General features: G+C 62.4%; 13 protein-coding genes and 1 tRNA gene. 5 read left to right on the forward strand and 9 right to left on the reverse strand.

What is annotated here, in order from left to right; translation table 11 throughout:
• Positions 1-295: 295 nt before the first annotated feature.
• Positions 296-3,043, forward strand: a complete 2,748-nt coding sequence (locus H8F25_RS02055) for a bifunctional DNA primase/polymerase (protein ID WP_197211800.1) — start codon at positions 296-298, stop codon at positions 3,041-3,043.
• A gap of 37 nt (positions 3,044-3,080) precedes the next feature.
• On the opposite strand, the gene H8F25_RS02060 is transcribed toward H8F25_RS02055, so the two are convergent.
• From H8F25_RS02060 to cax, 8 genes are all read right to left on the reverse strand, one after another.
• Positions 3,081-3,671, reverse strand: coding sequence for a tyrosine-type recombinase/integrase (locus H8F25_RS02060; protein WP_197211801.1), 591 nt, complete (start codon positions 3,669-3,671; stop codon positions 3,081-3,083).
• Positions 3,672-3,831: 160 nt separating this feature from the next.
• Complete coding sequence (locus tag H8F25_RS02065) at positions 3,832-4,509, reverse strand: hypothetical protein (protein ID WP_197211802.1); 678 nt, start codon at positions 4,507-4,509, stop codon at positions 3,832-3,834.
• Complete coding sequence (locus tag H8F25_RS02070) at positions 4,484-4,963, reverse strand: HTH domain-containing protein (RefSeq protein WP_231597003.1); 480 nt, start codon at positions 4,961-4,963, stop codon at positions 4,484-4,486. The genes H8F25_RS02065 and H8F25_RS02070 overlap by 26 nt, the downstream gene beginning before the upstream one ends.
• A 202-nt stretch (positions 4,964-5,165) precedes the next feature.
• A complete protein-coding gene (locus tag H8F25_RS18075; RefSeq protein WP_197211804.1) occupies positions 5,166-5,447 on the reverse strand; it encodes a helix-turn-helix domain-containing protein in 282 nt (93 codons plus the stop codon).
• An 81-nt stretch (positions 5,448-5,528) separates the two neighbouring features.
• Entirely contained in the window at positions 5,529-6,671 is a 1,143-nt protein-coding gene (locus tag H8F25_RS02080) for a hypothetical protein (RefSeq protein WP_197211805.1), read from the reverse strand.
• A gap of 133 nt (positions 6,672-6,804) precedes the next feature.
• Positions 6,805-6,889: transfer RNA gene (locus tag H8F25_RS02085), tRNA-Ser, on the reverse strand.
• Between the two features lie 95 nt (positions 6,890-6,984).
• The gene (locus tag H8F25_RS02090) at positions 6,985-8,220 is read right to left on the reverse strand and encodes a pentapeptide repeat-containing protein (RefSeq protein WP_231597004.1); all 1,236 of its coding nucleotides are present in this window, start codon (positions 8,218-8,220) and stop codon (positions 6,985-6,987) included.
• A gap of 7 nt (positions 8,221-8,227) precedes the next feature.
• Positions 8,228-9,334 (reverse strand): calcium/proton exchanger, encoded by a 1,107-nt coding sequence (cax, locus tag H8F25_RS02095; protein WP_197211806.1) that lies wholly within the window; start codon positions 9,332-9,334, stop codon positions 8,228-8,230.
• Positions 9,335-9,540: 206 nt separating this feature from the next.
• On the opposite strand from cax, the gene H8F25_RS02100 reads away from it, so the two are divergent.
• From H8F25_RS02100 to siaD, 4 genes are read left to right on the forward strand one after another with little or no spacing between them, the layout of a single operon-like run.
• A complete protein-coding gene (locus tag H8F25_RS02100) occupies positions 9,541-10,734 on the forward strand; it encodes a SpoIIE family protein phosphatase (RefSeq protein ID WP_231597005.1) in 1,194 nt (397 codons plus the stop codon).
• A 33-nt stretch (positions 10,735-10,767) separates the two neighbouring features.
• On the forward strand, positions 10,768-11,316 hold the full coding sequence (siaB, locus tag H8F25_RS02105) for a biofilm regulation protein kinase SiaB (protein ID WP_197211808.1): 549 nt from the start codon (positions 10,768-10,770) through the stop codon (positions 11,314-11,316).
• A 6-nt stretch (positions 11,317-11,322) separates the two neighbouring features.
• A complete protein-coding gene (siaC, locus tag H8F25_RS02110) occupies positions 11,323-11,724 on the forward strand; it encodes a biofilm regulation phosphoprotein SiaC (protein WP_197211809.1) in 402 nt (133 codons plus the stop codon).
• Between the two features lie 3 nt (positions 11,725-11,727).
• A complete protein-coding gene (siaD, locus tag H8F25_RS02115; protein ID WP_197211810.1) occupies positions 11,728-12,606 on the forward strand; it encodes a biofilm regulation diguanylate cyclase SiaD in 879 nt (292 codons plus the stop codon).
• Here the strand turns inward: siaD and nrdJ are convergent.
• Positions 12,507-14,924, reverse strand: a complete 2,418-nt coding sequence (gene nrdJ / locus H8F25_RS02120; RefSeq protein WP_197211811.1) for a ribonucleoside-triphosphate reductase, adenosylcobalamin-dependent — start codon at positions 14,922-14,924, stop codon at positions 12,507-12,509. The genes siaD and nrdJ overlap by 100 nt on opposite strands.
• Positions 14,925-15,055: the final 131 nt, after the last annotated feature.

The following is a 15,055-nucleotide window of genomic DNA, read 5'->3' on the forward strand; positions in this document are numbered from 1 at the left end:
CATTTGCCGAGCAGCGCTTTTCCTGTTGCGAGTCAGCCGCGGCAATGACTTAGAAGCCTGCTGTCGATAATGCTAGTAGAGGCGCGACTAGAAGGCGTCTTCGCGTAACAGGCAAAAAGCAGTAGCAAGAACTCTCTGTTTAGTGCTATGACACGATATCTTGACACTTCATTATCGCCAGGAGCCCGCATGGCGATCTCCGTAAGTTGTAGATGACCGGACACATCAAGCAAGAAGGCCCGCTCAAGTCGGCGAGCAGGCCCGCGGGTCCGGTGGTACATCCGTCCTATCTTACATGGCCAACTCCTCTCCCGACAATGCTTCCCCCCAAATTGAGGGAAGGGCAATTGACTTATTGCGTTCTGGCGTATTTCCTGAGTGGTGGACGTTCATTCCGGTAGCAGGAAAAGCGACGTTCGTTAAAGAGTGGTCAACGAAGCCTTTGACCAAGGAGCAGTGCATCCTCGAATACAAGACGAAACAGGCCTATCGCGGGCTCGGGGTGGTCACCGGGGAGTTCTCGGGGGGCCTGATCGCGCTGGACATCGATGGGCTGAGCGCCGATGACCGGTACGAGGCTTCGGTGGGCGAGGCCTACGAGGCACCTGGGGAGGAGAGCACGATGTCGTGGACCTCAGGGCGGCCGGGGCGGCGGCAGATCCTTTATCGGGTGCCGGCCTCGGTGGTGCCGGAGCTGCGACACGTCAAGACGCTGATCCTGCGCGCCGACGGGGAGTGGCACCTGGGGAACGGGGACACGGACCGCAACGCACAGCAGGAGGCCCAGAAGGACGGCGACGCCGAGTACGAGGAGGTGGTCCTCCGCTTCAACCAGTGCCAGAGCGTGGTGCCGGGGTCGCCGCACCCGAGCACGGGCATGCGGTATCGGTTCCTCAACTACAACGAGGGCAAGGTGGCCCTGGCGCCGGAGTGGCTCCTGGACATCCTCCGGGGCTTCCGAAAGCCGGTGCAGTGGCTGAGCGATGCCGATCAGAAGGCTCTGGATGCCGAGCTCGGGGAGACGGCGATTCCGTCGCGGCAGATCCGGGGCTGGTTCTTCAAGGAGGAGGTGCAGGCCCTGCTGAGGCCCCGGCTCGAGGAGCTGGTGTTCCGGCACGAGACGTTCGACGCCTATGGGTGGCGGGAACGGGATGGAGCCAAGCCGCAGCGGATGTCCGGGTGCCCCTGGCATGGGGGCAAGAGCGGGACGTCATTCCAGTACTCGCCGGACTCGGGGTGCTGGGACTGCAAGGCGTGCGGCGTGGGCGGGGACGTCCTGGACTTCATCCACAAGGTGCGGGTCAACAACCTGCATGCGGAGAGGCCCCAAGGCCCGGACCTGGAGGTCTATGTGGCGGAGATCGCGACGGCCCTCGGGTTCAACTACCCGGAGGACGCCCGGGCGTCGACGGTCAAGAACCAGGAGGTGCCGCTGCGCCGGTTGACGGGGCATGAGTTCTTCTCCGCGGCGCTGAAGATCGAGGACTCGTTCGAGAACGCCGAGCTCGGGGACTACCACCTGATGGAGCTGGTGCGGGACGCCGGCCTGATGAACGTGTATCGGTCGGGGCCCCAGGTGAGGGCGGCGCTGGAGCGGTTCATGCTGCATGAGCAGCAGGAGCTGGACGAGGCCGACTGGCAGGAGAAGTGCCGGGGGCAGCGGGACTACCTGATCCCGGACTTCGTGTCGCGGCCCAGCTCGATCATGTTGCACGCCCGGGGCGGCCTCGGGAAGACGCGGCTGGCGGTGCTGATCTCGAAGATCGTGGGCCAGCAGCAGACCATGAGGGTGCGGGGGCTGGAGGTGCAGCCGACGCTCTCGGGGAATGTGCTGTTCATCGGCAACGACATGTCGATGACGGATTACGCCGAGTACTTCGATCAGCAGGGGATCGATACGTCGGGGCCAGATCGGTGGATGAAGTTCAAGCCGCAGTGGCAGCAGAGCCAGTACAAAGTGCTGCTGCGGTGGCTGAACGAGCACAAGCCGGTGTTGGTGGTGATTGACTCGCTGACGTCAGTCAGCACGATGATCGCGGCCAAGGAGTACGAGAAGGAGTACGCGACGACGCTGTATCGGCTGGCGCGGGAGAACGGGACGGCGTTCCCGGCGACGACGTTCCTGTGGATCCACCACGACAAGAAGGATGGGACGGGGTTCCGGGGGACGGACACGCTGCGGAATGCGGTGCATGAGACCTGGCACCTGAAGGAGCTCTCGGATGAGGAGCGGGCGGAGTTCGGGGACCACGCGCTGATCCTGGAGATCGACAAGAGCCGGGGCATGCGGGGTGGGGACCGGTTCCTGGTGCGGGAGGACATCGAGGAGGCCCTGAGCCTGGAAGACCTCACGCCGACCGTGAAGCGGGACAACCGGGGCCAGGGCGACGAGACTCCGCGGACGCTCGTCCTCGGGATCCTCAAGGAGGCGTCGGGGCCGCTGACGGTGAAGGAGCTGCGGTACGAGCTCAACAGCCGGCTGTCGGGGCGCCGGGGCCAGGGGGCGCACGTGTCCGCCAGGACGGTGCAGCGGTGGCTGAAGGCCTGGGTAGGGGCCGGCCTCGTGGTGTCTCCAGGGTCTCAGACCTCGGTGGGGAAGGGGAGGCCTGAACCCCTCTTCGAGGTGGCCTCTTCTATATACGAGGCAAATTCTGTCGTTAAGTCTGTGGAAAACCTTGAGATCCCAGTCCCCGAGGGCGATCTAATTAACGACACGGGTTTGTCGTTAAATGCCCCTGAGGAGGGGTGTGTCGTTAAGTCAGCCCAGATCTCGCCCGAGACCGGTGGGACGAGGACCGTGTCGCTGCCCACCGAGAACGGGGTGACTCAAGTGGCCTCGCCAACGCCCTCGGGGGAGGGGCCGGCAATTAACGACACAAGCGACACCACCGAGGGCGTGTCGTTAAATACGATGCCCGAAAACCGGTCCAGGACAGGGGTTTCGAGCGACCAGGCCCGAATTAGCGACATTCCGGCACAGGTAAAGGAGAAACCCGTCCTCCGCTACGAGCTCGACAACTGGGGCGAGGTCGATTGGGGGTGACCAATTGCACCGCTAGAGCTCATTCCTAAATTTATTATCAACCATTAATCAATGCAAGAGCAGCCGCTTCGTCTGATTCGGAAACGTCGATATATTGCTGTAGTTGACCGAGGGAGGCATGCCCTGTAAACCGCTGCACGGTTCGCAGGGATGCCCCCCTTTGGGCCATTGTTGTTGCCAATGAGCGCCGGAAGGAGTGCAGCGAAACTCCTGAGGCTATGTGTGATCCAAGAACCTTCAGAGTCTTCCTAAGTGCCAGATCGGCAGCTTGGCGCGTCATCGGCTGTGTCTCCGAGTTCGGGCTAAGGAACAGCAGGGCGCCGTTGCGGGCTTCGCGGCCATGTCGCTGCTCCCAGTGCTGTCGGTACCGATCGAGCTCGGCTCTCAGGCGCTCGCCCATCAAGGGCTCGCGGGTGCGCTTGGTCTTGGTGGTCGTCGCCTCGAACACGATCCGATCGCTGTGGATGGCGCCCCAATGCAGGCGAAGGGTTTCGGTGACGCGCGAACCGCTGAAGCGCATCACCGCCCATAGCGCTCGGTGCTCGAGCGATGGAGCGGCCTCCATCAGCTGATCGAGCTCATCAGGGGTCAGCACCCGTGCCTGGCCGTTGCCGTTTGTCTTGGGCATGGGCGACCTCGGAGCTTGTCGAATACTAGAGAAGGACAAGCGGCGAGGCTGGGCGATCGTTCTCAACGGGCCTGAGCACTCGGGGCGGAGTCCGGGCACTTGTTGATTCTCAATAAGGGCGTCGTTCCTTGTCCTACTGAGAGCGCCGCTTCATGTGTGCTCAATCCCGCAGGGCGAGAACCTCGATCGTCCCGTCATGAGCTTGGGCCCGCATCCGGTCGCGCTCCGCCACGGTCCATGCGCGCCGCGGGAAGGGGTCAGGCGGGGCCTGGGTGGTCGGCGCTGGTCCAGGTGGGTGCAAGGGCACCTCGCGAGGTGCCAGCTCCTCCTGGGCGAGGACGAGGAGGTCAGCAAGCGCCGGCTCGGTCTCGGGGTTCGGATTCCGAAGCCAGGCGCAGCGTCTGTCGTTGTCGGCGCTGAGCAGGGCGAGGGCGAGCTGGAGGTGCCATGGGTCGCGCCAGATCTCACGGGGGTCGCGGAAGGTCAGCTCGGTGGGGCTGACCAGGCGACGGTGCATGTCACCAGTGAGCCAGCGAGGGGCGAAATGGGGGCCTGTGGCCCGGATCCAGGCGGTGTGTTCGTGCCCCTGGGTGATCAAGCCCACAGGCTGTCCTGCTGGCCACTGCCTGGTCGGGGTCAGGGCGTCATAGAGCACGGGTTCAGGCACTGGGCCCGCGAGCCACCTGGCATGCGCAACGGTGTCGCACGGCCGCCACCAGGCGAGCGGCTGGTCGATGTCCACCTCGCGGGCGTTGGCCGCTCTGCGCCGCTGCTCCAGAGCCTTGCGCAGGGCGCGGGTGTGGGCTCCTCCGTCAATCTGCCGCAACTGGCGGCGCATCTCCGAGCTCACCAGTGTTGACAGCGACGCCGTCGAGGATCGAGAGAGGCTCATCAGAGACAAGGCAGGTGGCAACTTCAGCGAAGACTTCAGGTGAAAGCTGATCGCGGAGTTTTGTCGCGATCTCGGTGATCACCGATCGACGTAGTACGAGTTCAGTCCGGCCCAGTGGTTGGACATCAAGTGCATATAACTTTCTGATTTCAGAGGAGGCCTTTAATGCTGATGGCACCTGCGAGAGATCGCCACTGGCAATGGCTTGATCAAGTTTTGAGGCAATGTTGTCAAGTCGCTCATATTCCTCGGCCCTAAGTGCAGCGGCGCCCTCGATGCAGGCAGCATCGAGTTTTGTCAGATATAAATTGATATCCCTTCTCACTGTTTCGCGAGAGCAGCCTGTCTTCTTTGCAATCTCCCGCATCGTTAAGCGTGAATCACGGCGCAAAGCGATCACCTTCGCCTGCCTTTCGGCCTTTGCGATCAGATGCGGGCCTCCTCGTCTTGGCACGGCTCATATGTCACACCAATCCCATTCTGCCAGCAGGAACTCGGTCGTCTGGCTGCCATGTCCTAGGGCAAACCTGTTCTTGTCTTGGTTAAATGATTGCACCATGTGAGCTTGCATCGCAACTGCATCTCGCCCTATGGCCCCAGATTCAACCGCGGTTCAGTCCGAGTTCAGTCAGGGTGTGCTCGCGGTGATATCGATACGTGAACGACTTCCCGCGTTTATTTCGCTTGAAACTTCGCTGTGAGAGTCTGCCTTGGCTGATATAGTTCTGAAGCGTTCTTGGTGTTACTCCCACGATCCGGCTCATTTCTGCTGGAGTCAGCCATGCCACTGCTGCTACTGGGACGTGTCTCTCCAGGGCATGAAGCCGAGTGTTGATCTGTTTGAGTTCTCTGAGAATGGCATCCCCGAGATCGGCATCAGACATGGCCCGGCTGCGTTCGCGTCTTCACGAAACGTACGGACTTTTCGCTCGGACCGTAAGCGACGGATGTTTGCTCGAAGCTTGTCACACGCTCTCGGTGGCCATGGCGCGGCGGAGGTCGCTGGCCTGGATGTGGCGGTGGTAGGTCTGCTCGTGGACCGCGGCGCTGTGACCGAGGGCGCGGGCGCAGAGGGTGAGGGGCTTGCAGGCCTCGATGCTGCGGATGGCCCAACGGTGGCGGAGGTCGTAGAGGTCAAAGTCGGGGAGGAGCTCCGCGAAGATCGGAGCGATGTCCTTGGCGCGGCGGCTGTGGCGCCAGGCGTCGACGAAGCGCTTGGCCCGGGCGGAGTCGTAGTCCTCGGGATGAGTCCAACGAGTCTCGGCCGGGATGGAGATGTCCCCGAGGGCGTAGCGGTCGATCCAGGCTCGGGGGAGGGCGAAGCAGGTGCGTAGGGCTGGGGCTCGGTTGCGGCGCTTGATCGTGAGCACCTCGGCGGTGCCGTCGTCGTGGATGACCAGGGAGGGGATCTCCGCGGGACGGCAGCCGAAGGTGGCCAGGGCGGCGTAGCACCAGCCCCATTTCGTGGGGCGGAGGGCGTCGAGGAGGGCGGTGATGGTGTCGTCCTCGGGGATGGTGCGTTCGGCCGGCGCGTAGCTGCCTTGGAGCTCGCTGATGCGCTCGAGGTTGCCGGGCAGACCCAGGTGGCGCGCCAGGCGCTTCAGCACCTTGCAGCATTCCACCCGAGTGCGGGTGCCGGGCTCGGTGGACGTGATCGTGCGGAGGAGCGTTTCGAGCGTGCAGGGCAGAGCTGGGGGGAGGCGGCGCAGCTCGAGGTGGATGCGTTCCCAGGTGCGTTCGGAGGCGGAGTTGCGGGGGCGGCTCTGCCAGTAGGCGACTTCGAAGGAGTGGATCGCGGCGCCGCAGGACATGGGGGCGTCGCTCTCGGGGGAGTCCCCCGAGGACGGGCGTGCCGCGGGTGTCGCCCAGGGCAACGCTGCCGGGAAGGTGCCGGCCTCGATGGCGCCGTGGAGCTGCAGACAGCGGAGCTCAGCGGTGACGAGGTTCGCCGGGACGGCCTTGAGGTCGAGGGAGATGTACCTGCGCCGCCGTGAGCCATCTGCGTCGGGGAAGGTGCCGCGGATGAAGAGGGACTGACGACGCTGCTCGACCAGCATGCGGAGGCCCCGCTCTCGGAGGGCGGCGTTGGTGGGGGCCAGATCGAGCACGGCACACGTGAGCCGGTTGTGAGCCGTTTTACCACGCGCAACGACGCGACATGACGCGAAGGATCGGGAAAGTTAGCTTGCGAGCCTCAGTCCAGATCCCTGATGCTGTCTGAGATCTCAGGCTTTCACTGAACGGAGAGGGTGGGATTCGAACCCACGGACCCTTGCGGGTCGCCGGTTTTCAAGACCGGAGCCATCAACCACTCGACCACCTCTCCAGACGCTGGTTGGTGCTGGCACCGAATCAGCTCAGCCATGATCCCATGCCCGCCCCCGGCGCAGCGAGGACTCCGGTTGGTCGAGGAGCCAGTGATCAGGGGTGTGGTTCAGCGCTCGGTGGGGGCTGCACCAGCTGATTGGCGATGCCGCGGCATCCTCCCGGCAGCGTCGCCCGGCTGCGGGTTCCGCTCCAGCTGGCCAGGTAGTAGTGCTGTTGAGGATCGAGTCGACGGATGCCTCGGAAGGAGGCATCGACCACGATGGCTCCGCTTCCGCCGCCGGTGACCAGATCCCTGGGCCGCTCGGGATGGATGGGTGTGGCCGTCTGGGCTCGGCCGAAAAACAGCAGGGTCCCGTCCAGGCAGCAGCGGTCGAGGATCGCCCCCGTGAGATCGGCTCCCGCCAGATTGGCGTCGCTGAGGTCTGTCCCGCTGAAATCCACGCCACGGAGATCGGTTCCGTGCAGATCGACACCCCGCAGATCGCAGCGACTGAGATCCGTGCCTCGCAGCATGGAATGCAGTCGCACCACGGCGACACCGCTCTGCCAATCGAGTTCATAGCCGCCAAGCCCGTCGAGAATCGCGCGGCCAAGCCGGGCATCGCGTCGCAGAGGGCTCAGCAGGAGCGCATGCGAGAGAAAGCGCAGCACCCTGGCCTTGCCCTGGGCGTCGATGCTGCTGAGAACCGCGGCCAGCCGCCCCTCCGCCAGCATCCGCTCCAGGGGCCAATCCTCCAGCAGCCCTTCCTCATCGACGATCAGTTCACTGATGCCCTGGATCAGGTTGTCAATCGTCTGGGCCTGGGTGATCACGTTCTGCTGGCCGGTGAGACGTTGGTCCACCCGCACCTGCTGCCAGGCGATCAGCAGGGCCACCATCGCCACCAGGATCTGTCCGAATGCTCCGATGACCCCCTCGCCAATGGCCCCGATCGCTTCCCAGTTCCGTTCCTGCCAGAGGGACAGGTAGGGCTCCAGCCAACCCAGCTCCGCGGTGACGACGACCCCGGCAAGCAGCAGGCCGGCGGTCGCCACGATCCGCAGCACGGTTGGGTCGTCCAGGCGGCGCTGCAGGTTGTTCAGCAGCGGTGGAAGGAGCACCAGCAGGGAGAGCGCCAGCAGAGCCAGTCCCGACCCCAGCAGCAGTGGGGTCCACTGCAGCAACTGCGCGGCCAGGGCCAGTCCGATCAGGCCGAGCAACTGCACGCTGGTGGCGCGTGGTGAGCGTGCCCAGAGCGGCAGTGACCGCAACGGGCCAGGGGGCATCGCCAGCGGGACGATCGCTGCAACACCCTTGTCACCATCACCGCTTCGGCTGTTGGGGGTCATCGGCAGGTCAGACGAGAGGCCCCGACTGGAGCGCGAATCCGGCACCCAGGATGATGTATGTCGCTACCAGCAACACACCTTCCAGCCAGTTGGACCGTCCGTCGAGGGTCACCAGATTGCTGACCACCACGGCGGTGATCACCGCGAGCAACTCGGCGACGCTCAGCCTCAGGGTCAGGGGATGGCCGAGCAGCGGTGAGAGCAGCACCAACAGGGGCACCACCAGCAGGGCCACCAGCAGGGTGGAGCCGAGTGCCACCGACACCGAGAGGTCCACATTGTTGCGCCGGGCCAGAGAAATACAGGTGATGAATTCGGCGACACCACCGAGCAAGGGCAGCAGCACCACGCCGGTGAACACGGCGCTCAGGCCGAGGGACTGGGTGACGGGCTCCAGCACCCCCACGAACAGCTCCGACTCGTAGGCCAGCGCTGCGGTGGCGCTCATCAGAACCATCAGCCATGGCAACAGCCTGGGCTTGTGTTGTGCTTCGTCGCCTTCGTCCCAGTCGGCGTCCATCTCCGCTTCAGCGGCTTCGTAGAGGCTGCGGTGGGTTCCCAGAGAGAACAGCAGGGTGAGCCCATAGACCAGCAGCAGCAACCAGGCGACGAACTGGGAGAAGCCCTGCTCCGCGGCCTCGGAGACAGGCAGCTCGCCGGCCAGTCCAAGGTGATTGATGGTGGGAATCAGGATTGCCACCACTGCGAGGGTCATCAGGGAACCGTTGACGCGCGCCACGGTGGGCTGGAACTGCTGTTCCTGCCTGCCGATGCCACCCACCAGAAAGGCAAGGCCCAGTGCCAGGAGCAGATTGGCGATCAGGGTCCCCGTGATGCTGGCCTTGACGATCTCCACCAGGCCCGCTTTCAGGGCAGTCAGGCCGATGATCAGTTCGCTGGCGTTGCCGAACACCGCCGTCAGCAGGGCACCCAGGGTCGGCCCCAGGGCGATGGCCAGTTCTTCCGTGGCGGTGCTCAACCAGATCGCCAGCGGCGCGATCGCGAGAGCGGAGCTGAGAAACAAGGCGCCCTGACCCCAGTGGAGCACTTCAGCCGCCACCGAGACAGGCACCAGCGCCAGCAGCGCGAGGGAGGCTTTGTTGCGAAGATTCATGACTGAACGTCACGGGCGAATGGCTGGCCAGGCAGGCGTCTTGTGTTCAATCTGGGTTCGTCCGTGCCGATGCAGGAGACCGGGATCCTTCTTGTCATGGTGCCACGTGTTCCAGTCCGTTTCCCTCACGCCACGGCTGCAGGCCCGCGAGACGAGGATGTTGCCTTTGTGCCGCAGTGCCTGCAGATCCACCCCCAGGGAGAATGATGAACGCCCAGCGATGGAAGCTACGCAGATGGATCCAGGCGCTGCTGCGCCAGAGGGGGCAGGTGTCGATTCAGGCCACCTTCACCTTGATCACCCTGATCAATGGGGGGGTGCTGGCCTATCTCATCGTGGTGTCGGCTGCGAAGCTGCAGGAAGGGGATACAAGCGCTTCGGATTATCTGGCGCTGTTGCTCACGATTCTGCTGGCAGTGCTGGCGCTGCTCTCCTTTCGCATCATCGACACGCGTGTGATCCGGCCACTCGCTCTGATGGCGCGTCAGGCGAGACGCATCGAGTCGGGCGACAGTGAAGCCTTGCTGACGGTGCAACATGACGACGAGATGCACCAATTGGCCATGGCCTTCAACATGGTGCTGACTAACATGCGTTCTGCTTATAACGATCTCGATCGCTCCAATGAGCAGTTGCGCCATGCGAATAAGCAGATCGCCGATTCAATTCGATACGCCGGCATTCTCCAGCGCTCGATTCTCCCCGATCATTTGTTGAGGAAGACCTTTGGAGAACGCCATTTCGTGCTTTGGGAACCCAAGGATATTGTGGGTGGCGATTATTATCTGTTTCACAGTGACGGTGGTCGCTGCCTCACTGGAGTCGCCGATTGCGCAGGCCATGGTGTTCCCGGAGCCATGATGACGATGATGGCGCGGGTGGGGGTGGACCGTGCAATCCAGGAGGTAGGCATCACCTCCCCGGCCGCTGTTCTGCATACGATCGACAGCTCGCTCCGCGAGATCCTCAGTGATGACCAGGCGACCCGTTCGATCGCCACAAGCATGGATATGGGGCTGGTGCTTCTGGATTTCACGGCTCGCAGGCTGCGCTTTGCCGGTGCTCGTATCTCACTCTTCTGGAGCGACGGCATTGAGCTCAACAGCCTGGGCGGTGATCAGAGGGCCCTCTGCGACCGTCGCCGCGGCAGCTATCGTGATCATGATCTGCCGCTCCTGTCCGGCTTCACTTACTATCTGACGACCGATGGATATCTTGATCAGTCAGGCGGGGAGGATGGTTTCGCCGTCGGACATGAGCGCTTCACCGGCTGGCTGCTGGAACATGCGCGCAAGCCGCTCTCTGATCAGCGGCAGGCTTTTGCGGAGTCGTTGGCTCAATTCCGTGGTGACTATCCTCAGAGGGACGACATCACAATCCTGTCATTTCGGTTTGACTGATTCTTTTGCTTTCTTCTTTTGCTTTCATCTGACGTGAACTCAGCATCGGACAGCCTCGCCTCCCTGCGTGACTTCTTCAGCGGCCAGCGCATTCTCATCTGTTTCAATGGGCCAATTTCACGCACTCTGATCGGCGAGATCGGTATTGCCCTCAAGGATCACATTTCGTCGACACAGGTCCACCAGTCGGCGGCGATGGACGTGTTCAGCGTTTATATTGAGATGAGCCAGAACATCCGTCATTATGCCAGCAGGATGGGATACGATGATCTCTCCGCGGCCGCCACTGTCGTGATCGCTGAAACAGATGGTGGGCATTACACCGTTTCGGCCGGCAACCTTGTGGAGCGCCAGGATGGTGAAGTCTTGCTGAAGAAGATTCGCGAACTCTCCCTGCTTGACAAGATTGAGCTCAAAGCACTTTACAAGCAGCAGCTGCGACTTCCTCGCGAGGCTGGTCAGCCCAGTGGAGCTGGACTTGGGCTGATCGAAATGGCCCGCAAGTCCAGCGCACCTCTGCAAGCTACATTGGATGAGGGCCCTGAGGGCAAGGTCTTCTTCAGTCTGCGTGCGGTGATCTGAAAACCAATGGCCAGCAGCGACGCCTACGATCTGACCCTGGAGGCCACGCAGTTCAGCCCCAGTGTCAGCACGGACTGGGAACAGGGATGCTTGCGCATGAGCGGCGAATCTTATCCTGAAAACACGTACGAGTTTTTTGCGCAGGTCATTGCGTGGACGGAGCGCTTTCTCAATGCCACTGCTGATCCGCTGACCCTTGAGCTGCATTTGAGTTATCTCAACACCAGCAGCATTCGTGCCATGATTGATATTTTCGATCTCCTGCAGGATGCCAGCAGCGAAGGGAAAGAAGTCAGTGTTCGCTGGCTGTATGACAACCGTAATCCACGCGCTTCCGAGTTGGGGGAAGAATTCAAAGAAGATTATACTTTCCCCTTCGATATAGTGGCTCTCGACGTCCCGTCCTGAACTGTGACTCTTCCTCGCAATCTTGATGACGCGCTGGAAGCGCAGATTCTGGAACTTCTCGCCGACGAGAAGTATCAGGGGCATCCGTGCCGGCTTGCCTTGCAAGATCTTTGGGAAGCCATGAATTCCCAGTTGGACAGACTGGAGCGCATCACGGAGCTCTCTGATCGCTATCAGAAGGCTGCGCGTGAGAACACGCTGCATCTCGCCAAGCGCTACGACCGTCAGATCCGGCTGCTGGAGCGTGTGTTGCGCATCTCGGATCGCTATCAGTCGATGCTCAAGGATCTGAATGTGGCATTGCGAGAAGCTTCAACCCATGATCTTCTGACTGGCATCGCCAATCGTCGGCTGATGATGGACTGCTGCAGGCAGGCTGATCTGCAATTTGCCAAGCAGGGCATTCCTTACTCAATGGTCGTGATTGATGCTGATCACTTCAAATTGATTAATGATACCTATGGTCACGACTTTGGTGACCGCATGTTGGTTGAGCTCGCCAGGGTCTTCCGCGAGAATCTTCGAAGTGCCGATGTCTGTTCGCGTTGGGGTGGCGAAGAATTCCTTGGTCTGATGAACCAAGCAAGCCTTACTGAGGCAGAACGAATCGTTGAACGTCTGTTGGAATCTGTGCGTTCCTCGAGGATTCCCTATGAACAGGAGATGGTCACGTTGACCGTCAGCATGGGAGTGGCCGAGCACGAGGAAGGTGAAACCTATGCGGACACCTTCCGTCGTGCTGATGAGGCTCTCTTTGTGGCCAAGCGGCGCGGGCGCAACTGCTACGTCGTCGCCCCGCCTTCCGGTGCGGCCAGTGGCAGCAGGCACTTATCCGAATCGCAACCGGCTGGGCCTGCCTCCAGCAGTTCGCCGCCGTCATAACGAGCCAGCGCCTCGAAGAAATTCTCCTGCTGGCGGCGCTTGATCACCTCAGCCTGAAGGTGCTCATAGGTGGCATGATCGATCGGCTCAAAGGGCAGCCGTGGGAACGTGGCGTTGGCATCGAATCGTGCGAGCAGGGCGGCTGAGATATAGCCTTCATCGCATTCGATGGCGCGATGAATCGCATCCGCCAAGCCTTCAATCTCATGGTCACGGAATTCAACCGTAGCTGATGTGTTGTGGGCGGTGTAATGCTTCTGCACCTGCATGTAGAAATCGAACTGAGCCAGCGATGAAAAATGATTGATTTCCACGCGGTCGGCTCCAGGCAGATTGGCCCAGCTCACCTCCGTGGGGATCTCCACAAGCCACTCACTGCAGCGGGGATCAAACGGGTCATCCAGCAGGCGCCCTTGCTCATCCTTATCCGACTGGGAGGGCACGATCGTGTAGCCGTAATCCAGGCAGGCCAGGGCAACTGGATCATTCTTGCGGAAGGTGATCCGTCGGATGAATCGCTGTGCCTTGGGCGGATGCCAGCCTGGAGAGGCTCCGGTGAGCAGGCTCTTGGTGCCTGCGGGCTGGACGGTGGTACAGCGATTCGGGCGGTGCAGGCCATGGCGATCGCAGTAGTCCCAGACCGCTTCATGGACGATCTGTTTCCAGCGGCTCAGATAACGGGCCTCTCCCTCACGAAAGGCGCGTCCCTCTTCGCTGTCGGGACGGCCCGCCTCCCACCATTGCAGCCAGGGCGTCCCGAAGGCATGCACGAAGAAGTCGAACAAGCCGGTGAAGCTCACCCCGACGATCGGATCCCAGTCACGGCTCTGGCGGTAACGCTGCACCTCGAACCGATGGTTCAGGAGACAGGCCACTGACAGCGCCGCGGCCCGGAAGGCGTCTTCCTGGTCACGCTCATCGTGGGGATCGATGCGGTTGAGATGAACTTCGGCGAGGTTGCAGTGGAAATCGGCGCCGATGATCTCGCCGCAGGGATTGAGTCCGTAGCGGCCGAGGCGATGCTCAAGCTCAGGCGCCTTCATCCCTGGCTTCAGCCGCATCAGCCACTCGCCGGCCTGTTCACGTCCCTGACCGCAGTAGACATGGATGAAGCTCTGGCGCAGTTCTGCTGTGCTCAGCAGATCGGCGTTGGCGCGCGCCAGGGCTTCCGGGGCGAACTGGATCGCGCCTTCACCGGAATGGAACTGTTTGGTGACCGCCTCCAGCACCACCTGACGTGACGGACGCACGTGATAGACGCGGGTGTGATTCGCCATCCGCAGCGAATCACGTTCTGGATCGATGCGCCAGTTACCCTCGTCGTCCTGTTGCCACAGGTTGTCCTTGGCCACGGCGGCGGCGCTGTCGTCGGCATCGAACTGGCGCATGCCGGCGCTGCGGCGGATGTTGCCGGCCACGATGGTGACCGCTGCTTCATCGATCAGCAGGCAGCACTCCACCGAGGTGAGCTGACGGCCCTGAGCCTTCGCCAGGATCTGGGCAACGCGACCATAGAGATCGCGGAGCTTGACGGGGTTGGCCACACCTCCGAAGCCGCGGAGCTTCTCGCCGACGGGGCGCACGTCGCCGAGATCGACCAGGACCTCGACGGTCCCGTTGAAGCGGCTGTCGCTGCAGAGCTCGAGAAGCAGCCGGTAGCTCTCGACCCAGCCCTGGCGGGTGTCGCCCACCTTGATGGAGACGCGCTGTCCCTCGATCGTGTGACTCGTGATCTGCTGGCGCTCACCTGGCGGCGTGAGACCGATGTCCTGCACGATCGTCACCTGCAGCTGGTTGCGCACCACCGGCAGCCGGGAGATCAGATGCGGCTCGATGATGGCGCCGGTGCCGCAGCCCATCATCGCCAGATCCATCATCAGGGCGAAGGCTTCCCAGTCCACCAGATTGGTGGAGGTGCAGTTGTAGGCACCGGAGAAATTCTGAGGATTCTCGATCCAGTCGGTGCCTCCGATCCAGAGCCAGCGGCCGGAGGGGAGAGCCTTCTGCTGCATGTGCATGCGCCGCAGCAGTTCCACTTCCGAGGTGGTCAGATCACCGAGTTTGCGCAGCCCCGCCAGGCTGCGTTCGCAGACCTCCTGCCAGCTCTCTCGACCTTGGGCCGACCGTCTGCTGTAGGTCCTGTAGAAGACGGGGTTGGCCGCTGGTGCCGAGGCAGGGAAATCAACGGCGTTCTGCGGGGCAGCTCCAGCTGAAGGCAGAGCCTCTGTGGGCTGCTGCGTGGCCGCGAGCGACGGGTCTGCAGCGGTACGGGAGGGAGTCAGGGTCACGTTCAGCTCACAGCGCGTGACGAGAACCATAAACGCCACAGGTAGGGGCTGCAAGACGCCATGACCACCAGTGACGGGGGCAGGCAGCTGGTGGGGGCACCAGAACGGCCGCTGCCGGCGACCCCCGAGGCAGGCGGGGGACCTGGCCTCGCCTCGCTCCG

Source organism: Synechococcus sp. CBW1004, from assembly GCF_015840715.1.
Lineage (GTDB): Bacteria > Cyanobacteriota > Cyanobacteriia > PCC-6307 > Cyanobiaceae > Cyanobium.